At 54.4% G+C, this 26,390-nt stretch carries 20 protein-coding genes; 17 read left to right on the top strand and 3 right to left on the bottom strand.

The features are described from left to right. Position 1: 1 nt before the first annotated feature. The gene (gene focA, locus AC2FAP_RS02345; RefSeq protein WP_025204555.1) at positions 2-859 is read right to left on the bottom strand and encodes a formate transporter FocA; all 858 of its coding nucleotides are present in this window, start codon (positions 857-859) and stop codon (positions 2-4) included. Between the two features lie 407 nt (positions 860-1,266). Further along, positions 1,267-3,027 carry a 30S ribosomal protein S12 methylthiotransferase accessory factor YcaO gene (gene ycaO, locus AC2FAP_RS02350; RefSeq protein WP_032677795.1) on the bottom strand — a complete coding sequence of 587 codons (1,761 nt, stop codon included), beginning with the start codon at positions 3,025-3,027 and terminating at the stop codon, positions 1,267-1,269. A 127-nt stretch (positions 3,028-3,154) separates the two neighbouring features. Here ycaO and AC2FAP_RS02355 point away from each other — a divergent pair, with 127 nt between their 5' ends. From AC2FAP_RS02355 to AC2FAP_RS02415, 13 genes are all read left to right on the top strand, one after another. Then, positions 3,155-3,847: a DUF421 domain-containing protein gene (locus AC2FAP_RS02355; RefSeq protein WP_020884820.1), complete on the top strand. Its 693-nt coding sequence runs from the start codon at positions 3,155-3,157 to the stop codon at positions 3,845-3,847. A gap of 162 nt (positions 3,848-4,009) precedes the next feature. Then, entirely contained in the window at positions 4,010-5,098 is a 1,089-nt protein-coding gene (gene serC, locus AC2FAP_RS02360; RefSeq protein ID WP_449541345.1) for a 3-phosphoserine/phosphohydroxythreonine transaminase, read from the top strand. A gap of 69 nt (positions 5,099-5,167) precedes the next feature. Beyond that, the gene (gene aroA / locus AC2FAP_RS02365; RefSeq protein WP_449541344.1) at positions 5,168-6,451 is read left to right on the top strand and encodes a 3-phosphoshikimate 1-carboxyvinyltransferase; all 1,284 of its coding nucleotides are present in this window, start codon (positions 5,168-5,170) and stop codon (positions 6,449-6,451) included. Positions 6,452-6,704: 253 nt separating this feature from the next. Beyond that, the gene (gene cmk, locus AC2FAP_RS02370) at positions 6,705-7,388 is read left to right on the top strand and encodes a (d)CMP kinase (protein ID WP_014169386.1); all 684 of its coding nucleotides are present in this window, start codon (positions 6,705-6,707) and stop codon (positions 7,386-7,388) included. Positions 7,389-7,498: 110 nt separating this feature from the next. Further along, entirely contained in the window at positions 7,499-9,172 is a 1,674-nt protein-coding gene (gene rpsA / locus AC2FAP_RS02375; RefSeq protein ID WP_014169387.1) for a 30S ribosomal protein S1, read from the top strand. Between the two features lie 171 nt (positions 9,173-9,343). Then, positions 9,344-9,631: an integration host factor subunit beta gene (ihfB, locus tag AC2FAP_RS02380; RefSeq protein WP_008499965.1), complete on the top strand. Its 288-nt coding sequence runs from the start codon at positions 9,344-9,346 to the stop codon at positions 9,629-9,631. 215 nt (positions 9,632-9,846) lie between these two features. After that, complete coding sequence (locus AC2FAP_RS02385) at positions 9,847-12,111, top strand: ComEC family protein (RefSeq protein ID WP_485452833.1); 2,265 nt, start codon at positions 9,847-9,849, stop codon at positions 12,109-12,111. A 36-nt stretch (positions 12,112-12,147) separates the two neighbouring features. Further along, positions 12,148-13,896 (top strand): lipid A ABC transporter ATP-binding protein/permease MsbA, encoded by a 1,749-nt coding sequence (msbA, locus tag AC2FAP_RS02390; protein ID WP_020884816.1) that lies wholly within the window; start codon positions 12,148-12,150, stop codon positions 13,894-13,896. Then, positions 13,893-14,870, top strand: coding sequence for a tetraacyldisaccharide 4'-kinase (gene lpxK, locus AC2FAP_RS02395; RefSeq protein ID WP_182268402.1), 978 nt, complete (start codon positions 13,893-13,895; stop codon positions 14,868-14,870). Before msbA ends, lpxK begins: the two co-directional genes overlap by 4 nt. Positions 14,871-14,914: 44 nt before the next feature. Continuing rightward, positions 14,915-16,144, top strand: coding sequence for a winged helix-turn-helix domain-containing protein (locus AC2FAP_RS02400; RefSeq protein WP_032677802.1), 1,230 nt, complete (start codon positions 14,915-14,917; stop codon positions 16,142-16,144). Between the two features lie 45 nt (positions 16,145-16,189). Further along, complete coding sequence (ycaR, locus tag AC2FAP_RS02405; RefSeq protein ID WP_006174474.1) at positions 16,190-16,372, top strand: protein YcaR; 183 nt, start codon at positions 16,190-16,192, stop codon at positions 16,370-16,372. Then, complete coding sequence (gene kdsB / locus AC2FAP_RS02410; RefSeq protein ID WP_014169394.1) at positions 16,369-17,115, top strand: 3-deoxy-manno-octulosonate cytidylyltransferase; 747 nt, start codon at positions 16,369-16,371, stop codon at positions 17,113-17,115. Before ycaR ends, kdsB begins: the two co-directional genes overlap by 4 nt. 141 nt (positions 17,116-17,256) lie before the next feature. Further along, positions 17,257-18,150: a YcbJ family phosphotransferase gene (locus AC2FAP_RS02415; protein ID WP_014169395.1), complete on the top strand. Its 894-nt coding sequence runs from the start codon at positions 17,257-17,259 to the stop codon at positions 18,148-18,150. Here AC2FAP_RS02415 and elyC read toward each other — a convergent pair. After that, positions 18,127-18,906 carry an envelope biogenesis factor ElyC gene (gene elyC, locus AC2FAP_RS02420; protein WP_020884813.1) on the bottom strand — a complete coding sequence of 260 codons (780 nt, stop codon included), beginning with the start codon at positions 18,904-18,906 and terminating at the stop codon, positions 18,127-18,129. The two genes, AC2FAP_RS02415 and elyC, sit on opposite strands and share 24 nt — an antisense overlap. 124 nt (positions 18,907-19,030) lie before the next feature. Here elyC and cmoM point away from each other — a divergent pair, with 124 nt between their 5' ends. Genes cmoM through mukB form a run of 4 tightly spaced genes read left to right on the top strand, consistent with a single transcriptional unit; the run spans position 19,031 to position 26,272 of the window. Further along, the gene (cmoM, locus tag AC2FAP_RS02425) at positions 19,031-19,810 is read left to right on the top strand and encodes a tRNA uridine 5-oxyacetic acid(34) methyltransferase CmoM (RefSeq protein ID WP_032677804.1); all 780 of its coding nucleotides are present in this window, start codon (positions 19,031-19,033) and stop codon (positions 19,808-19,810) included. 3 nt (positions 19,811-19,813) lie between these two features. Continuing rightward, positions 19,814-21,136 (top strand): chromosome partition protein MukF, encoded by a 1,323-nt coding sequence (gene mukF, locus AC2FAP_RS02430; RefSeq protein ID WP_014169399.1) that lies wholly within the window; start codon positions 19,814-19,816, stop codon positions 21,134-21,136. Further along, the gene (gene mukE / locus AC2FAP_RS02435; RefSeq protein ID WP_014169400.1) at positions 21,117-21,821 is read left to right on the top strand and encodes a chromosome partition protein MukE; all 705 of its coding nucleotides are present in this window, start codon (positions 21,117-21,119) and stop codon (positions 21,819-21,821) included. The genes mukF and mukE overlap by 20 nt, the downstream gene beginning before the upstream one ends. After that, positions 21,821-26,272 (top strand): chromosome partition protein MukB, encoded by a 4,452-nt coding sequence (mukB, locus tag AC2FAP_RS02440; protein WP_014169401.1) that lies wholly within the window; start codon positions 21,821-21,823, stop codon positions 26,270-26,272. Before mukE ends, mukB begins: the two co-directional genes overlap by 1 nt. The last annotated feature ends 118 nt before the right edge of the window (positions 26,273-26,390 follow it).

Consider the following 26,390-nt stretch of genomic DNA (forward strand, 5'->3'; position numbering starts at 1 on the left):
ATCAATGATGGTCGTCGCCACGCAGGTAAATGACCCAGTATGTCAACCCAACTAACAGACCCCCACCGATAATGTTCCCGATAGTGACAGGGATCAGGTTATCAGTAATGAAATTCATAATAGTCAGGTGAGAGAAACTTTCCGGGGTTGAACCAACAGCAGTCCAGAACTCCGGGCTTGCAAAGTTGCGGATTACAATTCCCATTGGGATCATAAACATGTTCGCAATACTGTGCTCGAAGCCGCTGGCAACAAACATCGCAACCGGCAGAACCATAATCATGGCTTTATCCATCAGGCTACGACCCGAGTAGCTCATCCAGACAGCCAGGCAGACCATCAGGTTAGCGAGGATGCCGAGAGCAACGGCTTCGATAAATGTGTGGTGCATTTTGTGGTCTGCGGTCTGCAGGACGTTGAGTCCCCAGCCACCGTTGGCGGTCATATACTCGCCAGAGAGCCACATCAACAGAACAAAGAGCAGACAGCCAATCAGGTTGCCAACATAGACATTAAGCCAGTTGCGCGCCAGTTGACCCCAGGTAATTCTTCCGCTGGCTTTTGCCACGACAATCAACACTGTAGAAGTGAAGAGGTCGGCGCCGCAGATGACGCAAAGAATCAGTCCCAGTGAGAAGCAAATACCGCCAATCAGTTTCGCCATGCCGAAAGGCATCGCGGCAGTACCGGTGGTGGCAGTGATGTAGAAGACAAACGCGATAGAGATGAACACACCAGCCGTGATCGCCAGATAGAACGTCTTCATCGGGTGTTTCGTTGCTTTATAGACACCCGCTTCTTCGGCAACTTTGGCCATAGCAGCTGGGAGTAAAAGATCAAAAGGGTTGTCAGCTTTCACACTAACTCTCTCTTTATTAAGTCGGCGACGAGATACTAACAAAGCATTATAGAAGAGAAATTGATATAGATCATATCTCGCCTGGCTTATAGGCCCGCAATGTGTATGGATTTACAGCAAAAGCGGAGTAAGTATTTGATTATCCGTATAAAAATAAATTTTAAAAGTTATGAAAAGAGTTGAATTATTTCTTTCGGCCCCCTCTGCAACAGTTAATTAATATGGAGTAATTACCATAAAAAGTAACAGTAAAGCCCAGGTAAATATTATTATATTTACCCATATTTAACTTTATTATTACAATCAACAGTCATTGCCGAAAAAAATAAAAAAACGGGGCAATGAAATTGCCCCGTAATATAGCCCAGACGATTGAATACGCCTACAGCTGATAATGTTATATGCGCTTATTTTGACCAGTAAGCGGATTTCGCCTTCTGCAATTTTTCATACGCTTTCAGCAGAGACTGATGTGCCGGAAAGGCTTTCAGGTCGCTATCCACAGCCTGAAGACCGTAGAACGGCGCTTCACCGCTCAGTGCTGCGCTGGCGGCTTCAACGGCGTCAGCACCGTACATGCGAACAAACGCATTCAGGTATTGCAGCGGCTGACGATCTTCTTCCTGCGCGAGAAGCAGCAGGGTTTGCAGGCAGCGATAGTAGTTAGTGCGTTCGGCAGAGAAGACAGACTGGTTAAATTCCATAGTCCACTCGGTCCAGGCCAGGGCCTGATCCAGATCGCCACCAGCCAGTGCCAGCATTGCTTTCAGCTCACCAATACGCAGGGTATACCAGCCGTTATCTTTACCGGTCGCCAGACCCAGCAGCTCGCGTACGCGGGTGAAGTCATCATGGCCTTCCTCGTCCAGTTGCGCGATCAGGTTCAGGTAATCTTCTTTTTCCCATTCGCTGCCCGGCAAGGCCAGCAGGGTTTCACGCAGGTGCGCGCCCATGCTGTTGTTCGCCAGCCACAGATCTTCTGCCGGATAGATGTCGGACATGCCCGGCACCAGAATGCGGCAGGCGTACACGCCAAGGTGTTCGTAGTCAGCGATGTAGACTTCTTTATCTTCCGCCTTAAAGATAGCCATCAGCGTGGCGAACTCTTCTTCGGTGGTACCTGCAAAGCTCCAGTCGACGAACGGATAGTCCGCGTCCTGCTTAAACAGATCCCAGGAGATCAAACCGCTGGAGTCGATGAAGTGGGTTTCAAGGTTGGTGTGCTCGGCCACTTCTTCATCGTCAAAGGTCGGTGGCGTAAACACGTCCAGATCTTTCAGGCCACGGCCCTGCAGTAACTCGGTGACGGTACGCTCCAGCGCCACGCCAAAGTCAGGGTGCGCGCCGAAAGAGGCGAAGCAGGTTCCGTTTTCAGGGTTAAACAGCACCACACAGATAACCGGGTATTTACCGCCCAGTGAGCCGTCATAGGCAAAGATTGGGAAACCTTCCGCTTCCAGCCTGGCGATGGATTCCACCACGCCCGGGTAGCGCGCCAGCACGTCAGCCGGAATTTCAGGCAGGCTGATGGATTCGGCAATGATGCGGTTTTTAATGTGGCGTTCGAAGACTTCAGACAGCCCCTGTACGCGCGCTTCATTACGGGTATTACCGGCAGACATACCGTTGGACACATACAAGTTGCCAACGATGTTCATCGGGATATAGACGGTCTGCTCATCAGACTGACGCGTGAACGGCAGGGCGCAGATACCACGATCCTCATTGCCGGACTGCAGATCGATCAGCATGCTGGCGGTCAGTTCGTTTTCCGGATCGTAGAACGCACGCAGACGCGCGTCGAGAATGCCTTCCGGCAGCGCGTCGTCTTCAGGCAGCGGGAACCATTTTTCGTTCGGATAGTGCACGAACGGGCCGTTGGCGATGGTTTCACCCAGCCAGAAATCGGCGAAGAAATAGTTGGTCGACAGACGTTCAAAATACTCACCCAGCGCAGAGGCCAGTGCCGCTTTTTTTGTCGCGCCTTTACCGTTGGTAAAGCACAGGGCACACTCTTTATCGCGAATATGCACGGACCAGACATGAGGCACCGGGTTGAGCCAGGAGGCTTCTTCGATATTAAAGCCCAGGTCGGTCAGTTTCTGCTGGAAGCGAGCGATGGAATCTTCCAGAGCGGCGTCTTTGCCGGGGATAAACGTTTGAGTCATGGCGTTCACTTTTATCGTACGTAAAGCGCGCAATGATACGGGTTTTGCGTGACAGGTGCTATCTTCGGCGAAAATAAAAGACTCGACTATGCTTACAGACAGTAACTTACTGTTAAGGCATAGAAAAATGAAAGCATTTGATCTCCAGCGGATGGCGTTTGATAAAGTTCCTCCCGAATTTTTGGGCGAAGTGGCCCTGCGCAGCCTGTATACCTTTGTATTGGTCTTCCTGTTTCTCAAAATCACCGGGCGGCGTGGTGTCCGGCAGATGTCCCTCTTTGAGGTGCTGATTATTCTGACGCTGGGTTCAGCGGCGGGGGATGTCGCCTTTTACGACGATGTGCCGATGGTGCCGGTCTTTATCGTTTTTGTCTCACTGGCGCTACTTTACCGGCTTGTCATGTGGCTGATGTCGAAAAGTGAAAAGCTGGAAGATCTTCTCGAAGGGAAGCCGGTGGTTATTGTCGAGAACGGGCGGCTGGCCTGGGAAAATGTACAGAGTGCCAACATGACCGAGTTCGAGTTTTTTATGGAACTGCGTCTGAATAGCGTTGAACAACTCGGGCAGGTGCGGCTGGCAATCATGGAAACGAACGGACAAATCAGCGTCTATTACTATGCTGACGACGAGGTGAAGCCGGGGCTCTGTATTCTGCCGGATATGCTTATTGAGCGTTTCACCACCGTGCCTGAGTCAGGCGAATATGCCTGTATAAGATGTAGCCATGTTGTGGCGATGCAGCCGGGCGATCATCAATTATGTCCCCGCTGTACAAATCCGGAATGGACGAAGGTTAGCCGGGCCAAACGCCTTACCTGACAGCCATATTGTCGGTTTTGCCGCAGTGAGATGGCAGATTGTATTGTGTGACGCGGGACACATTTCACCGGTCATAAGTTTTAGACATTGCGGCGCGTGTCACTGAATGATAAAACCGATATCCACAGTTATAACTTATTGCTTTTAGCGTGGTGAGGGGAAATGGCTCAAGTCTTTAATTTCAGTTCAGGTCCGGCGATGTTGCCGGCAGACGTGCTTAAACAGGCTCAACAGGAACTTTGTGACTGGAACGGTCTGGGTACGTCGGTGATGGAAATCAGCCACCGTGGTAAAGAGTTTATTCAGGTGGCGGAAGAGGCAGAAAAGGATTTTCGCGATCTGCTGAACATTCCCTCAAACTACAAAGTTTTGTTCTGCCACGGCGGTGGCCGCGGTCAGTTTGCTGGCGTCCCGCTGAATATCCTCGGCGACAAAACCACGGCAGACTACGTTGATGCGGGTTACTGGGCGGCAAGTGCGGTTAAAGAAGCCAAAAAGTACTGCTCGGCAAATGTTATCGACGCCAAAATTACCGTTGATGGCCTGCGTGCCGTGAAGCCGATGAGCGAGTGGCAGCTCTCTGATAACGCTGCGTATCTGCACTATTGCCCAAACGAAACCATCGACGGGATTGCCATCGACGAGACCCCGAACTTCGGTAAAGACGTCGTGGTTGCAGCCGATTTCTCCTCTACCATTTTGTCCGCGCCAATTGACGTCAGCCGCTACGGTGTTATCTATGCGGGTGCGCAGAAAAATATCGGCCCGGCGGGTTTGACGATCGTCATCGTGCGCGAAGATTTGCTGGGTAAAGCCCATCAGTCTTGCCCGTCTATTCTGGATTATACGGTCCTCAACGATAACGACTCCATGTTCAACACCCCCCCTACGTTTGCCTGGTACCTCTCTGGCCTGGTCTTTAAATGGCTCAAGCAAAACGGCGGCGTGGCGCAGATGGACAAAATCAATCAGCAGAAAGCCGACCTGCTGTATGGCGTGATCGATAAGAGCGATTTCTACCGTAACGATGTCGCGAAAGCTAACCGTTCTCGTATGAATGTGCCGTTCCAGCTGGCGGACAGCAACCTGGATAAAGTCTTCCTTGAAGCGTCCTTCGCTGCAGGCCTGCATGCGCTGAAAGGCCACCGTGTTGTAGGCGGTATGCGTGCCTCTATCTATAACGCGATGCCGCTGGAAGGGGTTAAAACCCTGACCGATTTCATGATCGACTTCGAACGTCGCCACGGTTAATTACGCTGTTTTTCACCCCCGTAGCCCTGCTGCGGGGTTTTTATTATGTTGAGTTGAGAGTTAAGTTTCATGGAATCCCTGACGTTACAACCTATCGCGCGGGTAGATGGCACCATTAATCTGCCTGGTTCAAAAAGTGTCTCGAACCGCGCTCTGCTGCTGGCAGCTCTGGCAAACGGCACCACCGTCCTCACAAACCTGCTGGACAGCGATGACGTGCGCCATATGCTCAATGCGCTGAAAGCGTTGGGAGTTCATTACACGCTGTCTGACGACCGCACCCGCTGTGAAGTGACCGGCAACGGCGGCGCGTTACGCTCGGCTGAAGAGCGTGAACTGTTTCTGGGTAATGCGGGGACGGCGATGCGCCCGCTGGCGGCGGCCCTGTGCCTGGGCAGCAACAATATTGTGCTGACCGGTGAGCCGCGCATGAAAGAGCGTCCCATTGGCCATCTGGTGCATGCCCTTCGTCAGGGCGGCGCGCAGATTGAGTATCTGGAGCAGGAAAATTACCCGCCTCTGCGTCTGCGCGGTGGTTTCAATGGCGGTAACGTCGACGTGGATGGCAGCGTCTCCAGCCAGTTCCTGACGGCTCTGCTGATGACTGCGCCGCTGGCACCACAGGATACGGTCATCACCATCAAAGGCGACCTGGTCTCTAAACCGTACATTGATATTACGCTGCACCTGATGAAAACCTTCGGGGTTGAGGTGGAAAACCGCGCTTATCAGCAATTCGTGGTTCGCGGTGCGCAGCAGTACCAGTCTCCGGGTCATTACCTTGTGGAAGGTGATGCTTCGTCTGCCTCCTATTTCCTGGCGGCAGGGGCGATTAAGGGCGGTACGGTGAAAGTGACCGGCATTGGCCGTAACAGCGTTCAGGGCGATATCCGTTTTGCTGACGTGCTGGAAAGAATGGGCGCCACGATTACCTGGGGCGATGATTTCATCTCCTGCACCCATGGCGAGCTGAACGCTATCGATATGGACATGAACCATATCCCGGATGCGGCGATGACCATTGCCACGGCGGCGCTCTTCGCAAAAGGCACCACGACGCTGCGTAACATTTACAACTGGCGCGTAAAAGAGACTGACCGTCTGTTCGCGATGGCGACCGAACTGCGTAAAGTGGGCGCCGAAGTGGAGGAGGGCGAAGACTACATCCGCGTCACGCCTCCGGCAAAACTGCAATTTGCGGAAATCGGCACCTATAACGATCACCGCATGGCAATGTGCTTCTCGCTGGTGGCGCTCTCCGATACGCCGGTGACCATTCTCGACCCGAAATGTACGGCGAAAACCTTCCCGGACTACTTCGAGCAATTGGCGCGTATCAGTACCCCTGCCTGATTTGCCTTCGCGCCAGCCTCTGTGCTGGCGCGCTTACACCGTTCCCACTCATTGACGTGATGATCTACACTTCTGAAGATGTGCGCCTGCCGCCTGCAAGCAACGCGAACGATGTAGAAGTATCATTGCGCAATAATTCTTCATCTAAATACCTGTAATTCGCGTTTTTGCACACAACGTTAACGATTGTGGGCATTGGCGCGTATAATGCGCGGCGTTTACGTTAACGGTATGCCTGTTTAAGGAGATAAAGATGACGGCAATTGCCCCGGTCATAACCATTGATGGCCCAAGCGGTGCAGGAAAGGGCACCTTGTGCAAGGCAATGGCGGAAGCATTGCAATGGCATCTGCTGGACTCTGGTGCTATTTACCGCGTGTTAGCGCTTGCGGCGCTGCATCACCATGTTGATGTGGCCTCCGAAGACGCGCTGGTTCCGCTGGCTACCCATCTTGATGTTCGCTTTATCTCAACCAACGGAAATCTGGAAGTGATTCTCGAAGGTGAAGATGTCAGCGGTGAAATTCGGACTCAGGACGTGGCGAATGCCGCTTCACAGGTTGCCGCTTTCCCGCGTGTGCGTGAAGCACTGCTGCGCCGTCAACGCGCCTTCCGTGAACTGCCTGGCCTGATCGCTGACGGGCGTGACATGGGAACCGTTGTCTTCCCTGATGCGCCGGTGAAAATTTTCCTCGACGCCTCCTCGGAAGAACGGGCTCAACGCCGCATGCTTCAGTTGCAGGAAAAGGGGTTTAGTGTTAACTTTGATCGCCTTTTGTCCGAGATAAAAGAGCGCGATGACCGCGATCGTAACCGCGCCGTCGCCCCACTTGTTCCTGCAGAAGATGCATTAGTTCTGGATTCAACCAGTTTAACTATTGAGCAAGTGATTGAAAAAGCGCTACAATATGCGCGCCAAAAACTGGCACTCGCGTAATTGCGACCGATTTAGCAGTACCCCCGCTGCAATGGATTGACGGCGGGTATGTGAAACAACCCCATCCGGCACGGAGCCAGGTGGACGTTATATTAACCTGAAGATTAAACATGACTGAATCTTTTGCTCAACTATTTGAAGAATCCTTAAAAACAATCGAAACCCGTCCGGGTTCCATCGTTCGTGGTGTTGTTGTTGCTATCGACAAAGACGTAGTACTGGTTGACGCCGGTCTGAAATCTGAGTCCGCCATTCCGGCAGAGCAGTTCAAAAACGCCCAGGGCGAGCTGGAAATCCAGGTTGGTGACGAAGTTGACGTTGCTCTGGATGCAGTAGAAGACGGCTTCGGCGAAACCCTGCTTTCCCGTGAAAAAGCTAAACGTCACGAAGCTTGGATCACGCTGGAAAAAGCTTATGAAGAAGCTGAAACTGTGGTCGGTGTTATCAACGGCAAAGTTAAAGGTGGCTTCACTGTTGAGCTGAATGGTATTCGTGCGTTCCTGCCAGGTTCTCTGGTAGACGTTCGTCCAGTCCGTGACACCCTGCACCTCGAAGGCAAAGAGCTTGAGTTCAAAGTAATCAAGCTGGACCAGAAGCGTAACAACGTTGTTGTATCCCGTCGTGCCGTTATCGAATCCGAAAACAGCGCAGAACGCGATCAGCTGCTGGAAAACCTGCAGGAAGGCATGGAAGTCAAAGGTATCGTTAAGAACCTCACTGACTACGGCGCATTCGTTGACCTGGGCGGCGTTGATGGCCTGCTGCACATCACCGACATGGCGTGGAAACGCGTTAAGCACCCAAGCGAAATCGTGAACGTGGGCGACGAAATCACTGTTAAAGTGCTGAAGTTCGACCGCGAGCGTACTCGTGTATCCCTCGGCCTGAAACAGCTGGGCGAAGATCCATGGGTAGCTATCGCTAAGCGTTACCCAGAAGGTACTAAACTGACTGGTCGCGTTACCAACCTGACTGACTACGGCTGCTTCGTTGAAATCGAAGAAGGCGTTGAAGGCCTGGTGCACGTTTCCGAAATGGACTGGACCAACAAAAACATCCACCCATCCAAAGTTGTTAACGTTGGTGATGTAGTGGAAGTTATGGTTCTGGATATCGACGAAGAACGTCGTCGTATCTCCCTGGGCCTGAAACAGTGCAAAAACAACCCATGGCAGCAGTTCGCGGAAACCCACAACAAGGGTGACCGTGTTGAAGGTAAAATCAAGTCTATCACTGACTTCGGTATCTTCATCGGCCTGGACGGCGGCATCGATGGCCTGGTTCACCTGTCTGACATCTCCTGGAACGTTGCAGGCGAAGAAGCAGTTCGTGAATACAAAAAAGGCGACGAAATCGCTGCAGTTGTTCTGCAGGTTGACGCAGAGCGTGAACGTATCTCCCTGGGCGTTAAACAGCTCGCAGAAGATCCGTTCAACAACTGGGTTGCACTGAACAAGAAAGGCGCAATCGTAAACGGTAAAGTCACTGCAGTTGACGCTAAAGGCGCAACCGTAGAACTGGCTGACGGCGTTGAAGGTTACCTGCGCGCTTCTGAAGCTTCACGTGACCGCGTTGAAGATGCCACTCTGGTTCTGAACGTTGGTGACGACGTTGAAGCTAAGTTCACCGGTGTTGACCGTAAGAACCGTGCAATCAGCCTGTCTGTTCGTGCTAAAGACGAAGCTGATGAGAAAGATGCAATCGCCACTGTTAACAAACAGGAAGATGCAAACTTCTCTAACAACGCAATGGCTGAAGCTTTCAAAGCAGCTAAAGGCGAGTAATATCAGGTTGTCCGCATCATTTTGAGCTGTAACGCATTTACAGCGAGAAGGATGAGGAGCAAACTTGACAGATTAGAGGATTCGTCCTGTAATCAATAACAAAGGGCGGCTACGGCCGCCCTTGTTTAATGAGCTGTTCAGCTAATTGGTTTGAAAGGAACCGGAGGAATCATGACCAAGTCAGAATTGATTGAAAGACTTGCCAGTCAGCAACCGCATATCCCTGCGAAAGCAGTGGAGGATGCCGTAAAAGAGATGCTGGAGCATATGGCCTCCACTCTTGCCCAGGGCGAGCGCATTGAAATCCGCGGTTTCGGTAGTTTTTCTCTGCACTATCGTGCTCCACGTACCGGGCGTAACCCGAAAACTGGCGATAAAGTCGAACTGGAAGGTAAGTACGTTCCACACTTTAAGCCGGGTAAAGAACTGCGCGATCGCGCCAACATTTACGGCAACTGAGTTTAGCCATCAGCGCTAAACTGGGTTCGAAAGAAAGCACCTGCGGGTGCTTTTTTTGTGCCTGCCGCTTTTATTCTGAAGATGCCGCGCAATTTTCCTTTTGTTTTCTGCAAACGGATAAAAATGCTTCAGCGCCCGCTGTAAACCGCGTTTCTTCTGGCTGACGACTCACCCTGCCTGCTTCCATACTGTCCCCCTCAAACAGGGAGGTAGTAATGGGCATTCCCGCGATAAGTCTTTGCGCCATTCTGGCGATCATGCCGTTACTCTGGTTACCCGTCCTGCCTGAACGTCAAACCGTGTGGGTAATGATAGCCTGTGGGATAGCGCTGGCCGCCCAGCGAAACAACGTCCTGAAGTATATGGGGATTATGGTGTTATTTTGTGCCTGGGGTCTTCTTGCTGCGCAGGAAAGCGTCTGGCCGATGCAACATTTAACGACGGGAGCAGTGCAGGCAGAGATAGAAATTACGGCCACTGATGGTGCAACAATGCATCAGGGCAACATTCTGCGTGTCGATGGTCAACGCTGGTGGGCATCCACGGGCGTGACGCTGTATGGCAATTACCTGCCGCAAAAGGTGTGTGCCGGTCAGCGCTGGGCCATGACGCTCAGGCTCCGGCCTGTGCATGGCGAGCTAAACGACGGGGGATATGATCCCCAGCGAAGCGCCTTTGCCCGACACCAGACGCTCAGCGGACGTTTCACGCAGGCGAAAATCGTCGATGAAAACTGCAGCTTGCGTGCTCAGTACCTGATGTCACTGCAACAGCGACTTTCTGCTTTTCACTGGGGCGCGGTTATGCTTGGGCTGGGGATGGGAGAACGTCTGGAGGTGCCCCGGGAAATTAAAGATCTGATGCGCGACACCGGCACGTTGCACCTGATGGCAATTTCGGGTCTGCATATTGCGCTGGCCGCATCCATCGTCTGGTTACTTGCGCGTGGGCTTCAGTTTTTGATGCCGGGCCACTGGATCCACTGGCAGATTCCTCTCCTGGCCGGGTTGCTCTTTGCCGCTTTCTACGCCTGGCTTACCGGGCTGCAACCGCCCGCATTGCGAACGGTTATAGCACTTGCCGTGCTGGCGGCATTGCGCATTGGCGCCCGTCAGTGGTCTCCCTGGCAGGTGTGGTGTTGCTGTATCGCGACAATCCTGATAAGCGATCCCTTAGCCGTGCTTTCTCAAAGTCTGGCCCTTTCAGCGTTTGCCGTCGCCGCGCTGATTTTCTGGTTTCAGTGGCTGCCTCTTCCTCGCGGGCACCGGATTCGCTGGTTACAGCCTCTGCTGAATCTGCTTTATCTGCAAACCGGCATGTTGCTTCTGCTCATGCCATTACAGGTGCTGATTTTTCATGGGTTTAGCCTCTCCTCCCTGGTGGCTAATCTCTTTGCCGTCCCCCTGGTCACTTTTGTCTGCGTACCGCTGATCCTGTCCGGCATGTTGCTTCATCTGTTGCCGCTGACGGCGCTGGAAAGTGCCCTCTGGCTTGCAGCCGATAAATCCCTGGGAGGGTTGTTCTGGATGCTGATGCGTCTGCCGGATGGCTGGCAGAATGTAGATGAACGATGGCAATACCTGACGTTATTGCCCTGGCTTGCCATTATCGGCTGGCGCTTTCATGCCTGGAAATCCGTTCCTGCCGTTTGTCTGGCAGGGAGTGTCTTACTGGCATTTCCACTCTGGCGAACGGTGAGAAGTGAGGGCTGGACACTGCATATGCTGGATGTGGGGCAGGGACTGGCAATGGTCATTGAACGCCACGGTAAAGCCCTTCTTTATGATACCGGGCTCGCCTGGCCGGGTGGTGATAGCGCCCGGCAGTTAATCATTCCGTGGCTACGCTGGCACCATTTGCAACCAGAAGGCGTCATCCTCAGTCATGAGCATCTCGACCATGCGGGCGGCCTGGCGACGCTGCAAAAAACATGGCCCACGTTATGGATAAGAAGCCCGTTAGATCGGGCGGAACATCGGCCTTGTTTTCGCGGGCAGAGATGGATATGGGAGGGGTTAACCTTCACCGTCCACTGGCCACCTGCGGGCTATTCCGAAAGGGGGAACAATCGCTCCTGCGTGGTAAAAATCGACGATGGTGAGCAGAGTGCATTGCTTACGGGGGATATTGAAGCGCCAGCGGAACAGACTATGCTTAGCCATTACTGGCGTCATCTGGCGTCCACTGTGATACAGGTACCCCATCATGGCAGCAATACGTCTTCATCATTGCCACTGGTGCAGCGGGTAGAGGGGAGGATCGCGCTCGATTCTGCGGCCCGCTATAACGCATGGCATTTTCCGTCGGCAAAAGTTATCAGACGTTATCGAAAAGAGGGCTATATCTGGCACGATACCCCCCATTCTGGACAAATATCGGTGACATTCTCGCAACATCGATGGCAAATACAGCGCGTACGTGATGAATATTTACCGCGTTGGTATCATCAGTGGTTTGGCGCGCCCGTAGATAACGGGTAGAATATGCGGCTATTTCAACAGATGCTGGTTTTTTGAATGCATAACGACAAAGATCTCTCCACGTGGCAAACCTTCCGCCGACTCTGGCCGATGATTGCACCTTTTAAAGCAGGCTTGATCGTGGCGGGTGTAGCGTTAGTCCTCAACGCAGCCAGCGATACGTTTATGTTATCGCTTCTCAAACCGTTACTGGATGACGGTTTTGGTAAAACAGATCGCTCAGTGCTGATATGGATGCCACTGGTGGTTATTGGACTGATGATCTTACGCGGTATCACCAGCTACATTTCGAGCTACTGTATCTCCTGGGTTTCCGGGAAAGTTGTTATGACCATGCGCCGTCGGCTGTTTGGCCACATGATGGGCATGCCAGTAGCGTTTTTTGATAAGCAGTCTACCGGTACCTTGCTCTCACGTATTACCTACGACTCCGAGCAGGTGGCATCATCGTCGTCCAACGCGCTGATTACCGTGGTGCGTGAGGGTGCATCGATTATCGGTCTGTTCATCATGATGTTCTATTACAGCTGGCAGCTGTCACTGATCCTTATCGTGCTGGCACCGGTTGTCTCTATTGCTATTCGCGTCGTTTCAAAGCGTTTTCGCAACATCAGTAAGAATATGCAGAACACGATGGGTCAGGTTACGACCAGCGCTGAGCAGATGCTGAAAGGGCATAAAGAGGTGTTGATTTTCGGCGGGCAGGAAGTCGAAACCAAACGCTTTGATAAAGTCAGCAACAAAATGCGTCTGCAGGGGATGAAAATGGTTTCGGCCTCTTCAATTTCTGACCCTATCATCCAGTTGATCGCTTCTCTGGCGCTGGCCTTTGTTCTGTATGCGGCCAGCTTCCCGAGCGTGATGGAGACGCTGACGGCAGGTACCATCACCGTGGTCTTCTCATCGATGATTGCCCTGATGCGTCCGCTGAAATCACTGACGAACGTCAACGCTCAGTTCCAGCGCGGGATGGCTGCCTGCCAGACCCTGTTCAGCATTCTGGATACCGAACAGGAGAAAGATGAAGGTAAGCGCGAGATTGAACGCGCCCACGGCGATGTTGAATTCCGCAATGTGACTTTCACCTATCCTGGCCGCGAAACGCCGGCTTTGCGTAATATCAACCTGTCCATTCCCGCGGGTAAAACCGTTGCGCTGGTAGGCCGCTCTGGCTCAGGTAAATCCACCATCGCCAGCCTGATCACCCGTTTCTATGATATCGACGAGGGTGAAATCCTGTTGGATGGCCATGACCTGCGGGAGTATACCCTGCAGTCCCTGCGTAACCAGGTGGCGCTGGTCTCCCAGAATGTGCATCTCTTCAACGATACTGTGGCAAATAACATTGCCTATGCGCGTACAGAAGAGTACAGCCGTGCGGAGATTGAAAAGGCCGCTCGTATGGCCTATGCGATGGACTTTATCAACAAGATGGATAACGGTCTGGATACCATTATCGGTGAGAACGGTGTACTGCTCTCCGGTGGCCAGCGCCAGCGTATCGCCATTGCTCGTGCGCTGTTGCGTGATAGCCCGATTCTGATTCTGGATGAAGCAACCTCTGCGCTGGATACGGAATCTGAACGTGCCATTCAGTCGGCGCTGGATGAGCTGCAAAAGAACCGTACGTCGCTGGTGATTGCGCACCGTCTGTCGACTATCGAGCAGGCTGACGAAATCGTTGTTGTTGAAGATGGCGTGATTGTCGAACGTGGAAGCCACTCTGATTTGCTGGCGCACCGCGGCGTTTACGCCCAACTGCATAAGATGCAATTTGGCGAATGATTGCACGCATCTGGTCCGGTGAATCACCGCTGTGGCTGCTGCTTCTGCCGCTTTCCTGGCTTTATGGCCTGGTGAGCGGCGTCATTCGTCTGCTTTACCGTCTGGGGTTGAAGCAAGCATGGCGCGCGCCGGTGCCGGTTGTCGTGGTGGGTAACCTGACGGCTGGCGGCAACGGTAAAACACCGGTGGTGATCTGGCTGGTGGAGCAACTGCAAAAACGCGGTATACGCCCAGGCGTGGTATCGCGTGGATATGGCGGAAAAGCGGCGCAGTATCCCCTGTTGTTGACCGCGGAAACTACGACAGCTGAAGCGGGTGATGAGCCAGTATTGATATACCAGCGTACAGGTGCACCTGTTGCGGTTTCCCCGGTACGCAGTGATGCCGTTCAGGCACTTCTTGCCGAACACACGGTAGACATTATTATTACTGACGATGGTCTGCAGCATTACGCGCTGGCGCGTGATAAAGAGATTGTGGTCATTGACGGGGTTCGCCGGTTCGGTAACGGCTGGTGGCTACCCGCCGGACCAATGCGCGAACGTGCTTCGCGTCTCAGGTCCGTTGATGCGGTGATTGTTAACGGTGGAGAGGCCAAACCGGGTGAGATCCCTATGCATCTTAGGCCGGGAATGGCGGTGAATCTGTTGACCGGAGAGCGCCGTGCTGTCTCGTTGTTACCCGCGCTGGTGGCCATGGCGGGTATCGGTCATCCTCCGCGTTTCTTCGCGACGCTGGAACAGTGTGGTGCCCGGCTTGAAAAACGCGTTCCGCTGGCCGATCATCAGGCGCTGGTGCCAGATCAGGTCGCGGCCCTGACAGCTCCGGGGCAGACGCTAATCATGACTGAAAAAGATGCGGTGAAATGCCGTGCCTTTGCGAAGGATAACTGGTGGTATCTGCCGGTTGACGCTGAACTCAGCGGTGAGCAACCGGAACAATTGCTCAAGGAACTGATTGCGTTAGTGCAGTAATGGCTTACGCGGTTCTTGTGGCGCTTTGACTGACAGGAAAACGCATGTCTTTACCGCAACTCTCGCTTTCAGCCGCACGTCATTTGCACCTTGCCGCGCAGGGGCTGCTCAAAAAGCCCCGCCGCCGCGCGCAGCCCGCCGATATTCTCTCTACCGTTCAGCGCATGTCGCTCCTTCAAATTGACACCATTAATATCGTGGCCCGTAGCCCTTACCTTGTGCTGTTTAGTCGGCTGGGGAATTATCCGCCTCAGTGGCTGGATGACGCCCTCAGTAAGGGGGACTTAATGGAGTACTGGGCGCACGAGGCTTGTTTCCTGCCGCGCAGCGATTTTGCCCTGGTTCGCCATCGCATGCTGGCCCCCGAAAAGATGGGCTGGAAATACCGCCAGGAATGGATGCAGGAGCACGCGACTGAAATAGCACAGCTTATCGAGCATATTCAGCAAAACGGTCCTGTACGTTCCGCCGATTTTGAACATCCGAGAAAAGGGACCAGCGGCTGGTGGGAGTGGAAGCCGCACAAACGCCACCTTGAAGGACTGTTTACGTCCGGCAAAGTCATGGTGATTGAACGGCGTAATTTTCAGCGCGTGTATGACCTGACGCACCGCGTGATGCCCCACTGGGACGATGAGCGTGACTTACTCACCCAGGAGGCAGCGGAAGCCATCATGCTGGAGAACAGCGCCCGCAGTCTGGGCATTTTCCGGCCGCAGTGGCTGGCGGATTACTATCGCCTTCGCCAGCCGGCCCTGAAACCGCTGCTGGAAATGTGGCAGCGTGAACATCGTGTTATCCCCGTCACGGTAGAAACCCTCGGGGACATGTGGCTGCATTCGGATCTCCTCCCGCTTTTACCCCAGGCTCTGGACAGTAAGCTTCAGGCAACCCACAGCGCGGTGTTATCGCCTTTCGATCCGGTCGTGTGGGACAGAAAACGGGCCGAACAGCTGTTTAATTTCAGCTATCGGCTTGAGTGTTACACCCCCGCGCCAAAGCGTCAGTACGGCTACTTTGTGTTGCCTCTGCTGCACAAAGGGCAACTGGTCGGTCGAATGGATGCCAAAATGCACCGCAAAACCGGCACGCTGGAGATTATCGCGCTCTATCTTGAAGAGGGGATCAAGACCACAGCGGCGCTGGAAAAAGGATTAACCTCCGCCATTAGCGAATTCGCACGCTGGCAGGGGGCCCACGACGTGGCGCTGGGTCGGGTGCCTGACGGGTTGTTTAGCACCTGTCGACGTGGCTGGGAAACAGACACTCCCTGAAAAAGGAATGTGTTAAGCTTTAGCGATTACCCATACGGAGGAACTATGGATCACCGTTTACTTGAAATTATTGCCTGCCCGGTGTGCAACGGCAAACTTTACTACAGCCAGGACAAACAAGAGCTGATTTGTAAGCTGGACAGTCTGGCATTCCCGCTGCGCGACGGTATTCCGGTATTGCTGGAAAACGAAGCCCGCTCCCTGGTGGCAGAAGAGAGCAAACCATGAGTTTTGTTGTCATTATTCCTGCGCGTTATGCATCAACCCGTCTGCCGGGTAAACCGCTGGTGGATATCAACGGCAAACCGATGATTGTGCATGTCCTTGAACGTGCGCGTGAGTCCGGTGCTGAGCGCGTTATCGTGGCAACCGATCATCCGGACGTTGCCCGTGCGGTTGAGGCGGCTGGCGGAGAAGTGTGCATGACCCGCGCCGATCACCAGTCCGGCACAGAGCGGCTGGCAGAAGTGGTTGAGAAATGCGGTTTCAGTGATGATACGGTCATTGTTAACGTACAGGGCGACGAGCCGATGATCCCGGCGGTCATTATTCGCCAGGTGGCGGAAAACCTGGCGCAGCGCCAGGTCGGTATGGCTACGCTCGCGGTACCTGTGCTCCACGCTGAAGAGGCGTTTAATCCGAACGCGGTGAAAGTGGTGATGGATGCCGAGGGCTATGCGCTCTACTTCTCTCGCGCCACTATTCCCTGGGATCGTGATCGTTTTGCGGTTTCAAAAGAGACCATTGGTGATTCATTCCTGCGTCATCTGGGGATCTACGGCTACCGCGCTGGCTTTATTCGTCGTTATGTCACCTGGGCACCCAGCCCGCTGGAGCATATCGAAATGCTGGAGCAGCTCCGCGTGCTCTGGTACGGGGAAAAAATTCACGTTGCCGTTGCGCAGGAAGTGCCAGGTACGGGTGTTGACACCCCGGAAGATCTTGAGCGCGTCCGCGCCGAATTGCGTTAATAGCGCCCGCATCCCTCCTTACGGGGGGATGTTCTCTCCCGGTTATTTTCCCTTTCTTTTCCATAATTGATCTCTGTCGGGTGACATCTTCTGTCCGCGCGCTCATTATAAAAGCAGTAGTCTTAATGGGGGTAATCTCATATGGAACAGCTGCGTGCTGAACTGAGCCATCTGCTGGGTGAGAAATTAAGCAGGGTTGAGTGTGTGAACGAAAAAGCAGATACCGCACTCTGGTCGTTATATGACAGCCAGGGAAACCCAATGCCGCTGATGGCCCGAAGTTTTACCTCGCCGGGCGTTGCCAGGCAGCTGGCCTGGAAAATGTCGATGCTTGCGCGACAAGGGACCGTCCGCATGCCGACGGTGTATGGCGTGATGACGCATGAAGAACACCCCGGCCCCGATGTCCTGCTGATTGAGCGGTTACGTGGCGTGCCTGTGGAAGCGCCTGCTCGTTCACCGGAACGCTGGGAACAGCTGAAAGATCAGATTGTCGAGGCGCTACTGGGTTGGCACAGACAAGACAGCGGTGGGCTCGTCGGGCCGGTAGACAGCACCCAGGAAAACCTGTGGCCACTGTGGTACCGCCAGCGGGTCGAAGTGTTGTGGGGCACCCTTAACCAGTTTAATAACACCGGTTTGACCATGCAGGACAAACGTATTTTGTTCCGCACCCGGGAGTGTTTGCCCGCGCTGTTTGACGGCTTTAACGACAACTGCGTGCTGGTTCACGGCAATTTTACCCTGCGCAGCATGCTGAAAGACCCTCGCAGCGACCAGCTTCTGGCAATGGTAGGGCCAGGGATCATGCTCTGGGCACCGCGCGAGTACGAGTTGTTCAGGCTCAGCGACAGCGGGGCCGCAGAGGGGTTACTCTGGCATTATCTCCAGCGCGCGCCGGTTGCAGAAGCGTTTCTCTGGCGCCGCTGGCTCTATCTGCTCTGGGATGAAGTGGCGCAACTGGTCAATACTGGCCGTTTTAATCGCGCCAACTTCGATCTCGCCACAAAATCACTCCTGCCCTGGCTCGCCTGACGCGCCTTTTAGCCATTGCCAGAGGCGTCCAAGCGTTTCGTAACCGACACGATCGCTGTGCATCAGCCATACCGGGGACGGGATCGCCCGTTCCCACGGATTAAGCGGCGCGTCGATGGCCATCTGGTTAGCCGGCGCGGGGAGGGGATGCAGGCCAACTCTTTCGAAGAAAATCATCGCCCGCGGCAGGTGCGAGGCGGACGTAACCAGCAGGAACGGGGCATCGCCAATCGCCTGCTTCACGGCGGCAGCTTCTTCTTCGGTGTCTTTTGGGCTGTCCAGCGTGATGATAGCGGAACGCGGTACACCCAGCGATTCAGCCACTCTGGCTCCGGCTTCGGCCGTGCTGACCGGGTTTGTTTTTGCCGCCGCACCGGTAAAGATCATTTTCGATCCCGGATTCGCCAGCCACAGGCGAATGCCTTCGTTCAGTCGAGGCAGGCTGTTGTTAATCAGGTTTGAACTGGGCGCCCAGTTCGGATCCCAGGTGTAACCGCCACCCAGCACCACGATATACTTTACCTCCTGATGACCCTGCCATGTCGGGTACCTGTTTTCGACAGGGCGTAACAGGCTATCCGCGACCGGTTGCAGACTCAGCAGCAGGAGGACCAGCCAGCCGACGGTAATAAGCGTTTTGCCACTCTTCTGAAAGCGACTAAACCACACCAGCGCCAGCCCTAGCGCAATAATGATAAGCAGCAGTGGAAGGGGAAGCATCATCCCCCCAATGTATTTCTTCAGGGTAAAAAGCATCCTTTTTGGTTCCTTTTTTAACCATATAGCAGGTGATTACTCGTGATATTACACCAGAGAGGTTCATTCTCCGCGCGGGTGTGACAAAATAGCGGTTTTGCAGTTAGCGAGTGGAACTCTCCCAATGCGGGATCGCAATTTTGATGACATCGCGGAAAAGTTTTCGCGCAACATTTATGGCACCACGAAAGGGCAGTTGCGTCAGACGATCCTCTGGCAGGATCTGGACAACATCCTGGCCTCGTTTGAGGGGCAAACGTTGCGCGTGCTGGACGCTGGCGGCGGTGAAGGGCAGACGGCGATCAAAATGGCCCAGCGCGGTCATCACGTAACGCTTTGCGATCTTTCTGCTGAAATGATCGCGCGTGCGACGCGTGCCGCAGAAGAGAAAGGTGTGAGCGACAACATGCATTTTATACAATGCGCCGCTCAGGACATCGCACAGCATTTGGAAACCCAGGTTGATCTGATATTGTTTCATGCAGTGCTGGAGTGGGTTGCCGATCCGCAAAGCGTGTTACGCACCCTGTGGTCGATGTTGCGCCCGGGCGGTACGCTGTCACTGATGTTCTACAATGCTAACGGCTTCCTGATGCACAACATGGTTGCGGGTAACTTCGACTATGTTCAGGTCGGGATGCCAAAAAAGAAAAAACGCACGCTTTCCCCGGATTATCCGCGTGATCCGCAGCAGGTGTATGGCTGGCTGGAAGAGATTGGCTGGCAGATAACCGGGAAAACGGGCGTCAGGGTGTTTCATGATTATCTGCGTGAAAAACACAAACAGCGTGACTGTTTTGACACCTTAACAGAATTAGAAACGCGGTATTGCCGTCAGGAACCTTTTGTCAGTCTTGGCCGCTATATTCACGTCACCGCGCACAAGCCGCAGATGCAAGGATAACCTATGAGTGAATTTTCCCAGACAGTCCCCGAACTGGTTGCCTGGGCCAGGAAAAACGATTTCTCCATCTCGCTGCCGGTAGACAGACTCTCCTTCCTGCTGGCGGTTGCCACGCTGAACGGCGAACGGCTGGATGGCGAAATGAGCGAGGGTGAACTGGTGGATGCGTTCCGCCATGTCAGTGATGCGTTTGAGCAAACCAGCGAAACCATTAGCGTGCGTGCCAACAACGCAATCAACGATATGGTGCGTCAACGTCTGCTGAACCGCTTTACCAGCGAGCAGGCGGAAGGAAACGCCATCTATCGTCTGACGCCACTGGGTATCGGCATCACCGATTACTACATCCGCCAGCGTGAATTTTCCACGCTGCGTCTTTCCATGCAGCTCTCGATTGTGGCGGGTGAGCTTAAGCGTGCCGCCGATGCAGCGGATGAAAACGGTGACGAATTCCACTGGCACCGTAACGTCTATGCGCCGCTGAAATATTCGGTGGCAGAGATTTTCGACAGCATCGATCTGACCCAGCGTCTGATGGATGAACAGCAGCAACAGGTAAAAGACGATATCGCACAGTTGCTGAATAAAGACTGGCGTGCGGCCATCTCCAGCTGTGAAATGTTGCTGTCGGAAACCTCGGGTACGCTGCGTGAACTGCAGGATACGCTGGAAGCGGCAGGGGATAAGCTTCAGGCGAACCTCCTGCGCATCCAGGATGCGACCATGGCCCATGACGATCTGCATTTTATTGACCGTCTGGTGTTCGATCTGCAGAGCAAACTTGATCGTATTATCAGCTGGGGTCAGCAGTCGATTGACCTGTGGATCGGTTATGACCGTCACGTGCATAAATTTATCCGTACCGCGATCGATATGGATAAAAACCGCGTCTTTGCTCAGCGTCTGCGCCAGTCGGTACAGACCTATTTCGATGCGCCATGGGCACTGACCTACGCCAGTGCCGATCGTCTGCTGGATATGCGTGACGAAGAGATGGCCCTGCGCGATGAAGAAGTGACCGGTGAACTGCCACCGGATCTGGAATATGAAGAGTTCAACGAAATTCGTGAGCAACTTGCGGCGATGATCGAAGAACAGCTCGCTGTCTACAAAACCAGACAAGTGCCGCTGGATCTTGGGCTCGTGGTGCGCGACTATCTGGCGCAATATCCTCGCGCGCGCCACTTCGACATCGCCCGCATCGTGGTAGACCAGGCCGTGCGTCTGGGCGTCGCGCAAGCAGATTTCACCGGGCTGCCGCCGAAGTGGCAGCCGATTAACGATTACGGAGCCAAGGTACAGGCGCATGTCATTGACAAATATTGAACAAGTGATGCCAGTTAAGCTGGCACAGGCGCTGGCGAATCCGTTGTTTCCGGCGCTGGACAGCCAACTGCGTGCCGGTCGTCACATTGGCTTAGACGAGCTGGACAATCACGCCTTTTTGATGGACTTCCAGGAGTACCTGGAGGAGTTTTACGCCCGCTATAACGTGGAGCTTATCCGCGCACCGGAAGGGTTTTTCTACCTGCGTCCACGTTCCACAACCCTGATTCCGCGTTCCGTGCTCTCTGAGCTGGATATGATGGTCGGCAAAATTCTTTGCTACCTCTATCTCAGCCCGGAGCGTCTGGCAAATGAAGGCATCTTCACCCAGCAGGAGCTTTACGACGAGCTGCTGGCGCTGGCGGATGAGAGCAAGCTGCTTAAGCTGGTGAACAACCGCTCCACCGGCTCGGATCTTGACCGCCAGAAATTGCAGGAAAAAGTTCGCTCTTCCCTTAACCGTCTGCGTCGTCTGGGCATGGTCTGGTTTATGGGCCATGACAGCAGCAAATTCCGCATTACGGAATCTGTCTTCCGCTTCGGCGCCGATGTGCGTGCGGGCGACGATGCGCGTGAAGCGCAGCTTCGCATGATCCGCGACGGTGAAGCGATGCCGGTGGAAAACCATTTGCAGCTCGACGATGAGCATGAAGAGAATCTGCCGGATAGCGGGGAGGAAGAGTAATGATTGAACGCGGTAAATTTCGCTCACTAACGCTGATTAACTGGAACGGCTTCTTTGCCCGGACGTTCGATCTGGATGAGCTGGTTACGACGCTCTCCGGTGGTAACGGTGCGGGTAAATCCACCACCATGGCGGCGTTTGTTACGGCACTGATCCCCGATCTGACGCTGCTCCATTTCCGTAACACCACCGAAGCGGGGGCGACCAGCGGCTCTCGCGATAAAGGCCTGCACGGCAAACTCAAAGCAGGCGTCTGTTATTCGGTACTGGACGTCATTAACTCCCGACATCAGCGTGTGGTGGTGGGGGTACGTCTGCAGCAGGTCGCAGGCCGTGACCGTAAAGTGGACATTAAACCGTTTGCCATCCAGGGTCTGCCAACCTCCATGCAGCCCACAGCGCTGCTGACGGAAACCCTGAATGAGCGCCAGGCGCGCGTGCTGACGCTGCAGGAGCTGAAAGATAAGCTCGAAACCATCGAAGGCGTGCAGTTCAAGCAGTTCAACTCCATTACGGATTACCACTCCCTGATGTTCGATCTGGGCGTTGTGGCGCGTCGTCTGCGCAGCGCGTCTGACCGTAGCAAATACTACCGTTTGATCGAAGCATCGCTGTACGGTGGTATCTCCAGCGCCATTACCCGCTCCCTGCGCGACTACCTGTTGCCGGAAAACAGCGGCGTGCGTAAGGCCTTCCAGGATATGGAAGCCGCGCTGCGTGAAAACCGCATGACGCTCGAAGCCATTCGCGTGACGCAGTCTGACCGTGACCTGTTTAAGCACCTGATTAGCGAGGCCACCAACTACGTGGCGGCGGACTATATGCGTCACGCCAATGAACGTCGTGTCCATCTCGATCAGGCGTTAGAGTACCGCCGCGAGCTGTTTACCTCCCGTAAACAGCTGGTGGCTGAGCAGTATAAGCACGTCGAAATGGCGCGTGAACTGGGCGAGCACAACGGTGCCGAAGGCGATCTGGAAGCCGATTACCAGGCTGCCAGCGATCACCTGAACCTGGTGCAGACCGCCCTGCGTCAGCAGGAGAAGATCGAGCGCTATGAAGCGGATCTCGATGAGCTGCAAATTCGTCTCGAAGAGCAAAATGAAGTGGTGGCGGAAGCTGCCGACATGCAGGAAGAGAACGAAGCACGTGCCGAGGCCGCCGAGCTGGAAGTGGATGAGCTGAAAAATCAGCTGGCCGATTACCAGCAGGCGCTGGACGTGCAGCAGACGCGTGCAATTCAGTATACCCAGGCACTTCAGGCGTTACAGCGTGCAAAAGAGCTGTGTCATCTGCCTGACCTCACCCCGGAAAGCGCTGACCAGTGGCTGGATACCTTCCAGGCCAAAGAGCAGGAAGCGACCGAGAAACTGCTCTCGCTTGAACAGAAGATGAGCGTCGCGCAAACGGCGCACAGTCAGTTTGAGCAAGCGTACCAGCTGGTTGTGGCAATTAACGGACCGCTTGCGCGTAACGAAGCGTGGGAAGTTGCCCGTGAACTGCTGCGCGACGGTGTGAACCAACGCCATCTGGCCGAGCAGGTTCAGCCGCTGCGTATGCGCCTGAACGAACTGGAACAGCGTCTTCGCGAACAGCAGGAAGCCGAGCGTATGCTGGCGGAGTTCTGTAAGCGCCAGGGCAAAAATTACGATTTCGACGATCTTGAAGCTCTGCATCAGGAGCTCGAAGCGCGTATTGCTGCGCTTTCCGATTCCGTATCCAACGCCAGTGAACAGCGCATGACGCTGCGCCAGGAGATGGAACAGCTGCAGTCCCGTTCTAAGGTGCTGCTGCAGCGTGCACCAGTCTGGCTGGCTGCCCAAAGCAGCCTGAACCAGCTCAGTGAACAGTGCGGCGAACAGTTTGAGTCCAGCCAGGACGTGACCGAATATCTGCAACAGCTGCTGGAGCGCGAGCGCGAGGCGATTGTTGAGCGCGATGAAGTCGGCGCCCGTAAACGTGAGATCGATGAAGAGATTGAGCGCTTAAGCCAGCCTGGTGGTTCGGAAGACTCACGTCTGAACGCCCTGGCTGAACGTTTTGGCGGCGTGCTGTTGTCCGAAATCTATGACGATGTCGGTCTGGACGATGCGCCGTACTTCTCAGCCCTGTATGGCCCATCACGTAATGCGATTGTGGTCCCGGATCTGTCGCTGATTGCTGACCAGCTGGCAGGGCTGGAAGACTGCCCGGAAGACCTCTATTTAATCGAAGGGGACCCGCAGTCGTTCGATGACAGCGTATTCAGCGTCGATGAGCTGGAAAAAGCGGTTGTCGTCAAAATCGCCGATCGTCAGTGGCGTTATTCTCGCTTCCCTGAGCTTCCGCTGTTTGGTCGCGCAGCGCGTGAAAACCGGATTGAAAGTCTGCACGCCGAGCGTGAGACGCTGTCTGAACGTTTTGCGACCCTGTCGTTTGACGTGCAGAAAACCCAGCGTCTTCATCAGGCGTTCAGCCGCTTTATCGGCAGCCATCTGGGCGTGGCGTTTGAAGCTGACCCGGAAGCCGAAATTCGCAAGCTCAACACTCGTCGCGGCGAGCTTGAGCGTGCGATCTCAAACCATGAAAATGACAACCAGCAAAGCCGCGTTCAGTTCGAACAGGCGAAAGAGGGCGTTGCGGCCCTTAACCGCATCCTGCCTCGCCTGAATCTGCTGGCAGATGACACGCTGGCTGACCGCGTGGATGAGATTCAGGAACGTCTGGATGAAGCTCAGGAAGCGGCACGTTTTGTTCAGCAGTACGGTAATCAGCTGGCGAAGCTCGAACCAATGGTCTCCGTGTTGCAGAGCGATCCGGAGCAGTTCGAGCAGTTAAAAGAAGATTACGCCTGGTCGCAGCAGGTGCAGCGCGAAGCGCGCCAGCAGGCGTTTGCCCTGACGGAAGTGGTGCAGCGCCGGGCCCACTTCGGCTACTCCGATTCCGCGGAGATGCTGAGCGGTAACAGCGATCTCAATGAGAAGCTGCGTCAGCGCCTTGAACAGGCTGAAGCGGAACGTACTCGCGCCCGTGACGCGATGCGTAGCCACTCGGCACAGCTGAACCAGTACAATCAGGTCCTGGCCTCGCTGAAAAGCTCCTTCGACACCAAGAAAGAGCTGTTAAACGATCTTCAGAAAGAATTGCAGGACATTGGCGTCCGTGCTGACAGCGGAGCAGAAGAGCGGGCGCGTATCCGCCGTGATGAACTGCATGCGCAGCTCAGTAATAACCGCGCACGTCGTAATCAGCTGGAAAAAGCGCTGACCTTCTGTGAAGCGGAAATGGATAACCTGACTCGTCGCCTGCGCAAGCTGGAGCGTGATTATCACGAAATGCGTGAGCAGGTCGTGACCGCGAAGGCGGGCTGGTGCGCCGTCATGCGGATGGTGAAAGACAATAACGTTGAACGCCGTCTGCATCGTCGCGAGCTGGCCTATCTCTCTGCGGATGAACTGCGCTCTATGTCGGATAAGGCGCTGGGTGCCTTGCGTCTGGCGGTGGCGGATAACGAACACCTGCGCGATGTGCTGCGTATGTCCGAAGATCCGAAACGCCCTGAGCGTAAGATCCAGTTCTTCGTGGCCGTTTATCAGCACCTGCGTGAGCGTATTCGTCAGGACATCATTCGTACCGACGATCCGGTCGAAGCCATTGAGCAGATGGAAATCGAACTGGGCCGCCTGACGGAAGAGTTGACCTCCCGCGAGCAGAAGCTGGCTATCAGTTCCCGCAGTGTGGCGAATATCATCCGTAAAACCATCCAGCGCGAGCAGAACCGAATTCGCCAGCTGAACCAGGGCTTGCAGAGCGTATCGTTTGGTCAGGTAAACAGTGTGCGTCTGAACGTGAACGTGCGTGAAGCGCACTCGACGCTGCTGGAAGTGTTGTCTGAACAGCACGAACAGCATCAGGATCTGTTCAACAGCAACCGTCTGACCTTCTCCGAAGCGCTGGCGAAACTGTATCAGCGCCTTAATCCGCAGATTGACATGGGGCAACGCACGCCACAAACCATTGGTGAAGAGCTCCTGGATTACCGTAACTACCTGGAAATGGAAGTGGAGGTTAACCGTGGTTCAGACGGCTGGCTCCGTGCGGAGTCTGGTGCACTCTCTACCGGTGAAGCGATCGGTACCGGGATGTCGATTCTGGTGATGGTGGTCCAGAGCTGGGAAGATGAAGCGCGTCGTCTGCGCGGCAAAGATATCTCCCCATGTCGACTGCTGTTCCTGGATGAAGCGGCGCGTCTTGACGCCCGCTCAATTGCCACGTTGTTTGAACTCTGTGAGCGTCTTGATATGCAGCTCATTATCGCAGCGCCGGAGAACATCAGTCCTGAGAAAGGCACCACGTATAAACTGGTGCGTAAGGTATTCCAGAATACCGAACACGTTCACGTGGTCGGGTTACGCGGTTTTGCCCCACAGCCGCCAGAATCCTTACCGGAAACAACGGCAGACGCGTCCTGAGGCGTTTTCTAACCGTGAGCGGCGCACCAGCGCCGCTTTTTTTTCGCTTAACTTGTGTTTAAGGCTGCGTTATCTTTAAACTTCTTTACATAAGGTAAGGCAACAGGTTTGCCGTCAC

Source organism: Enterobacter cloacae complex sp. 394I7, assembly GCF_057320345.1.

What these genes read in the sequence shown, in the direction of transcription:
- ycaO (WP_032677795.1), bottom strand. Translation starts at nt 3,027, where the DNA reads ATGACTCAAACGTTTATCCCCGGCAAAGACGCCGCTCTGGAAGATTCC.
- AC2FAP_RS02355 (WP_020884820.1), top strand. Translation starts at nt 3,155, where the DNA reads ATGAAAGCATTTGATCTCCAGCGGATGGCGTTTGATAAAGTTCCTCCC.
- serC (WP_449541345.1), top strand. Translation starts at nt 4,010, where the DNA reads ATGGCTCAAGTCTTTAATTTCAGTTCAGGTCCGGCGATGTTGCCGGCA.
- aroA (WP_449541344.1), top strand. Translation starts at nt 5,168, where the DNA reads ATGGAATCCCTGACGTTACAACCTATCGCGCGGGTAGATGGCACCATT.
- cmk (WP_014169386.1), top strand. Translation starts at nt 6,705, where the DNA reads ATGACGGCAATTGCCCCGGTCATAACCATTGATGGCCCAAGCGGTGCA.
- rpsA (WP_014169387.1), top strand. Translation starts at nt 7,499, where the DNA reads ATGACTGAATCTTTTGCTCAACTATTTGAAGAATCCTTAAAAACAATC.
- ihfB (WP_008499965.1), top strand. Translation starts at nt 9,344, where the DNA reads ATGACCAAGTCAGAATTGATTGAAAGACTTGCCAGTCAGCAACCGCAT.
- AC2FAP_RS02385 (WP_485452833.1), top strand. Translation starts at nt 9,847, where the DNA reads ATGGGCATTCCCGCGATAAGTCTTTGCGCCATTCTGGCGATCATGCCG.
- msbA (WP_020884816.1), top strand. Translation starts at nt 12,148, where the DNA reads ATGCATAACGACAAAGATCTCTCCACGTGGCAAACCTTCCGCCGACTC.
- lpxK (WP_182268402.1), top strand. Translation starts at nt 13,893, where the DNA reads ATGATTGCACGCATCTGGTCCGGTGAATCACCGCTGTGGCTGCTGCTT.
- AC2FAP_RS02400 (WP_032677802.1), top strand. Translation starts at nt 14,915, where the DNA reads ATGTCTTTACCGCAACTCTCGCTTTCAGCCGCACGTCATTTGCACCTT.
- ycaR (WP_006174474.1), top strand. Translation starts at nt 16,190, where the DNA reads ATGGATCACCGTTTACTTGAAATTATTGCCTGCCCGGTGTGCAACGGC.
- kdsB (WP_014169394.1), top strand. Translation starts at nt 16,369, where the DNA reads ATGAGTTTTGTTGTCATTATTCCTGCGCGTTATGCATCAACCCGTCTG.
- AC2FAP_RS02415 (WP_014169395.1), top strand. Translation starts at nt 17,257, where the DNA reads ATGGAACAGCTGCGTGCTGAACTGAGCCATCTGCTGGGTGAGAAATTA.
- elyC (WP_020884813.1), bottom strand. Translation starts at nt 18,906, where the DNA reads ATGCTTTTTACCCTGAAGAAATACATTGGGGGGATGATGCTTCCCCTT.
- cmoM (WP_032677804.1), top strand. Translation starts at nt 19,031, where the DNA reads ATGCGGGATCGCAATTTTGATGACATCGCGGAAAAGTTTTCGCGCAAC.
- mukF (WP_014169399.1), top strand. Translation starts at nt 19,814, where the DNA reads ATGAGTGAATTTTCCCAGACAGTCCCCGAACTGGTTGCCTGGGCCAGG.
- mukE (WP_014169400.1), top strand. Translation starts at nt 21,117, where the DNA reads ATGTCATTGACAAATATTGAACAAGTGATGCCAGTTAAGCTGGCACAG.
- mukB (WP_014169401.1), top strand. Translation starts at nt 21,821, where the DNA reads ATGATTGAACGCGGTAAATTTCGCTCACTAACGCTGATTAACTGGAAC.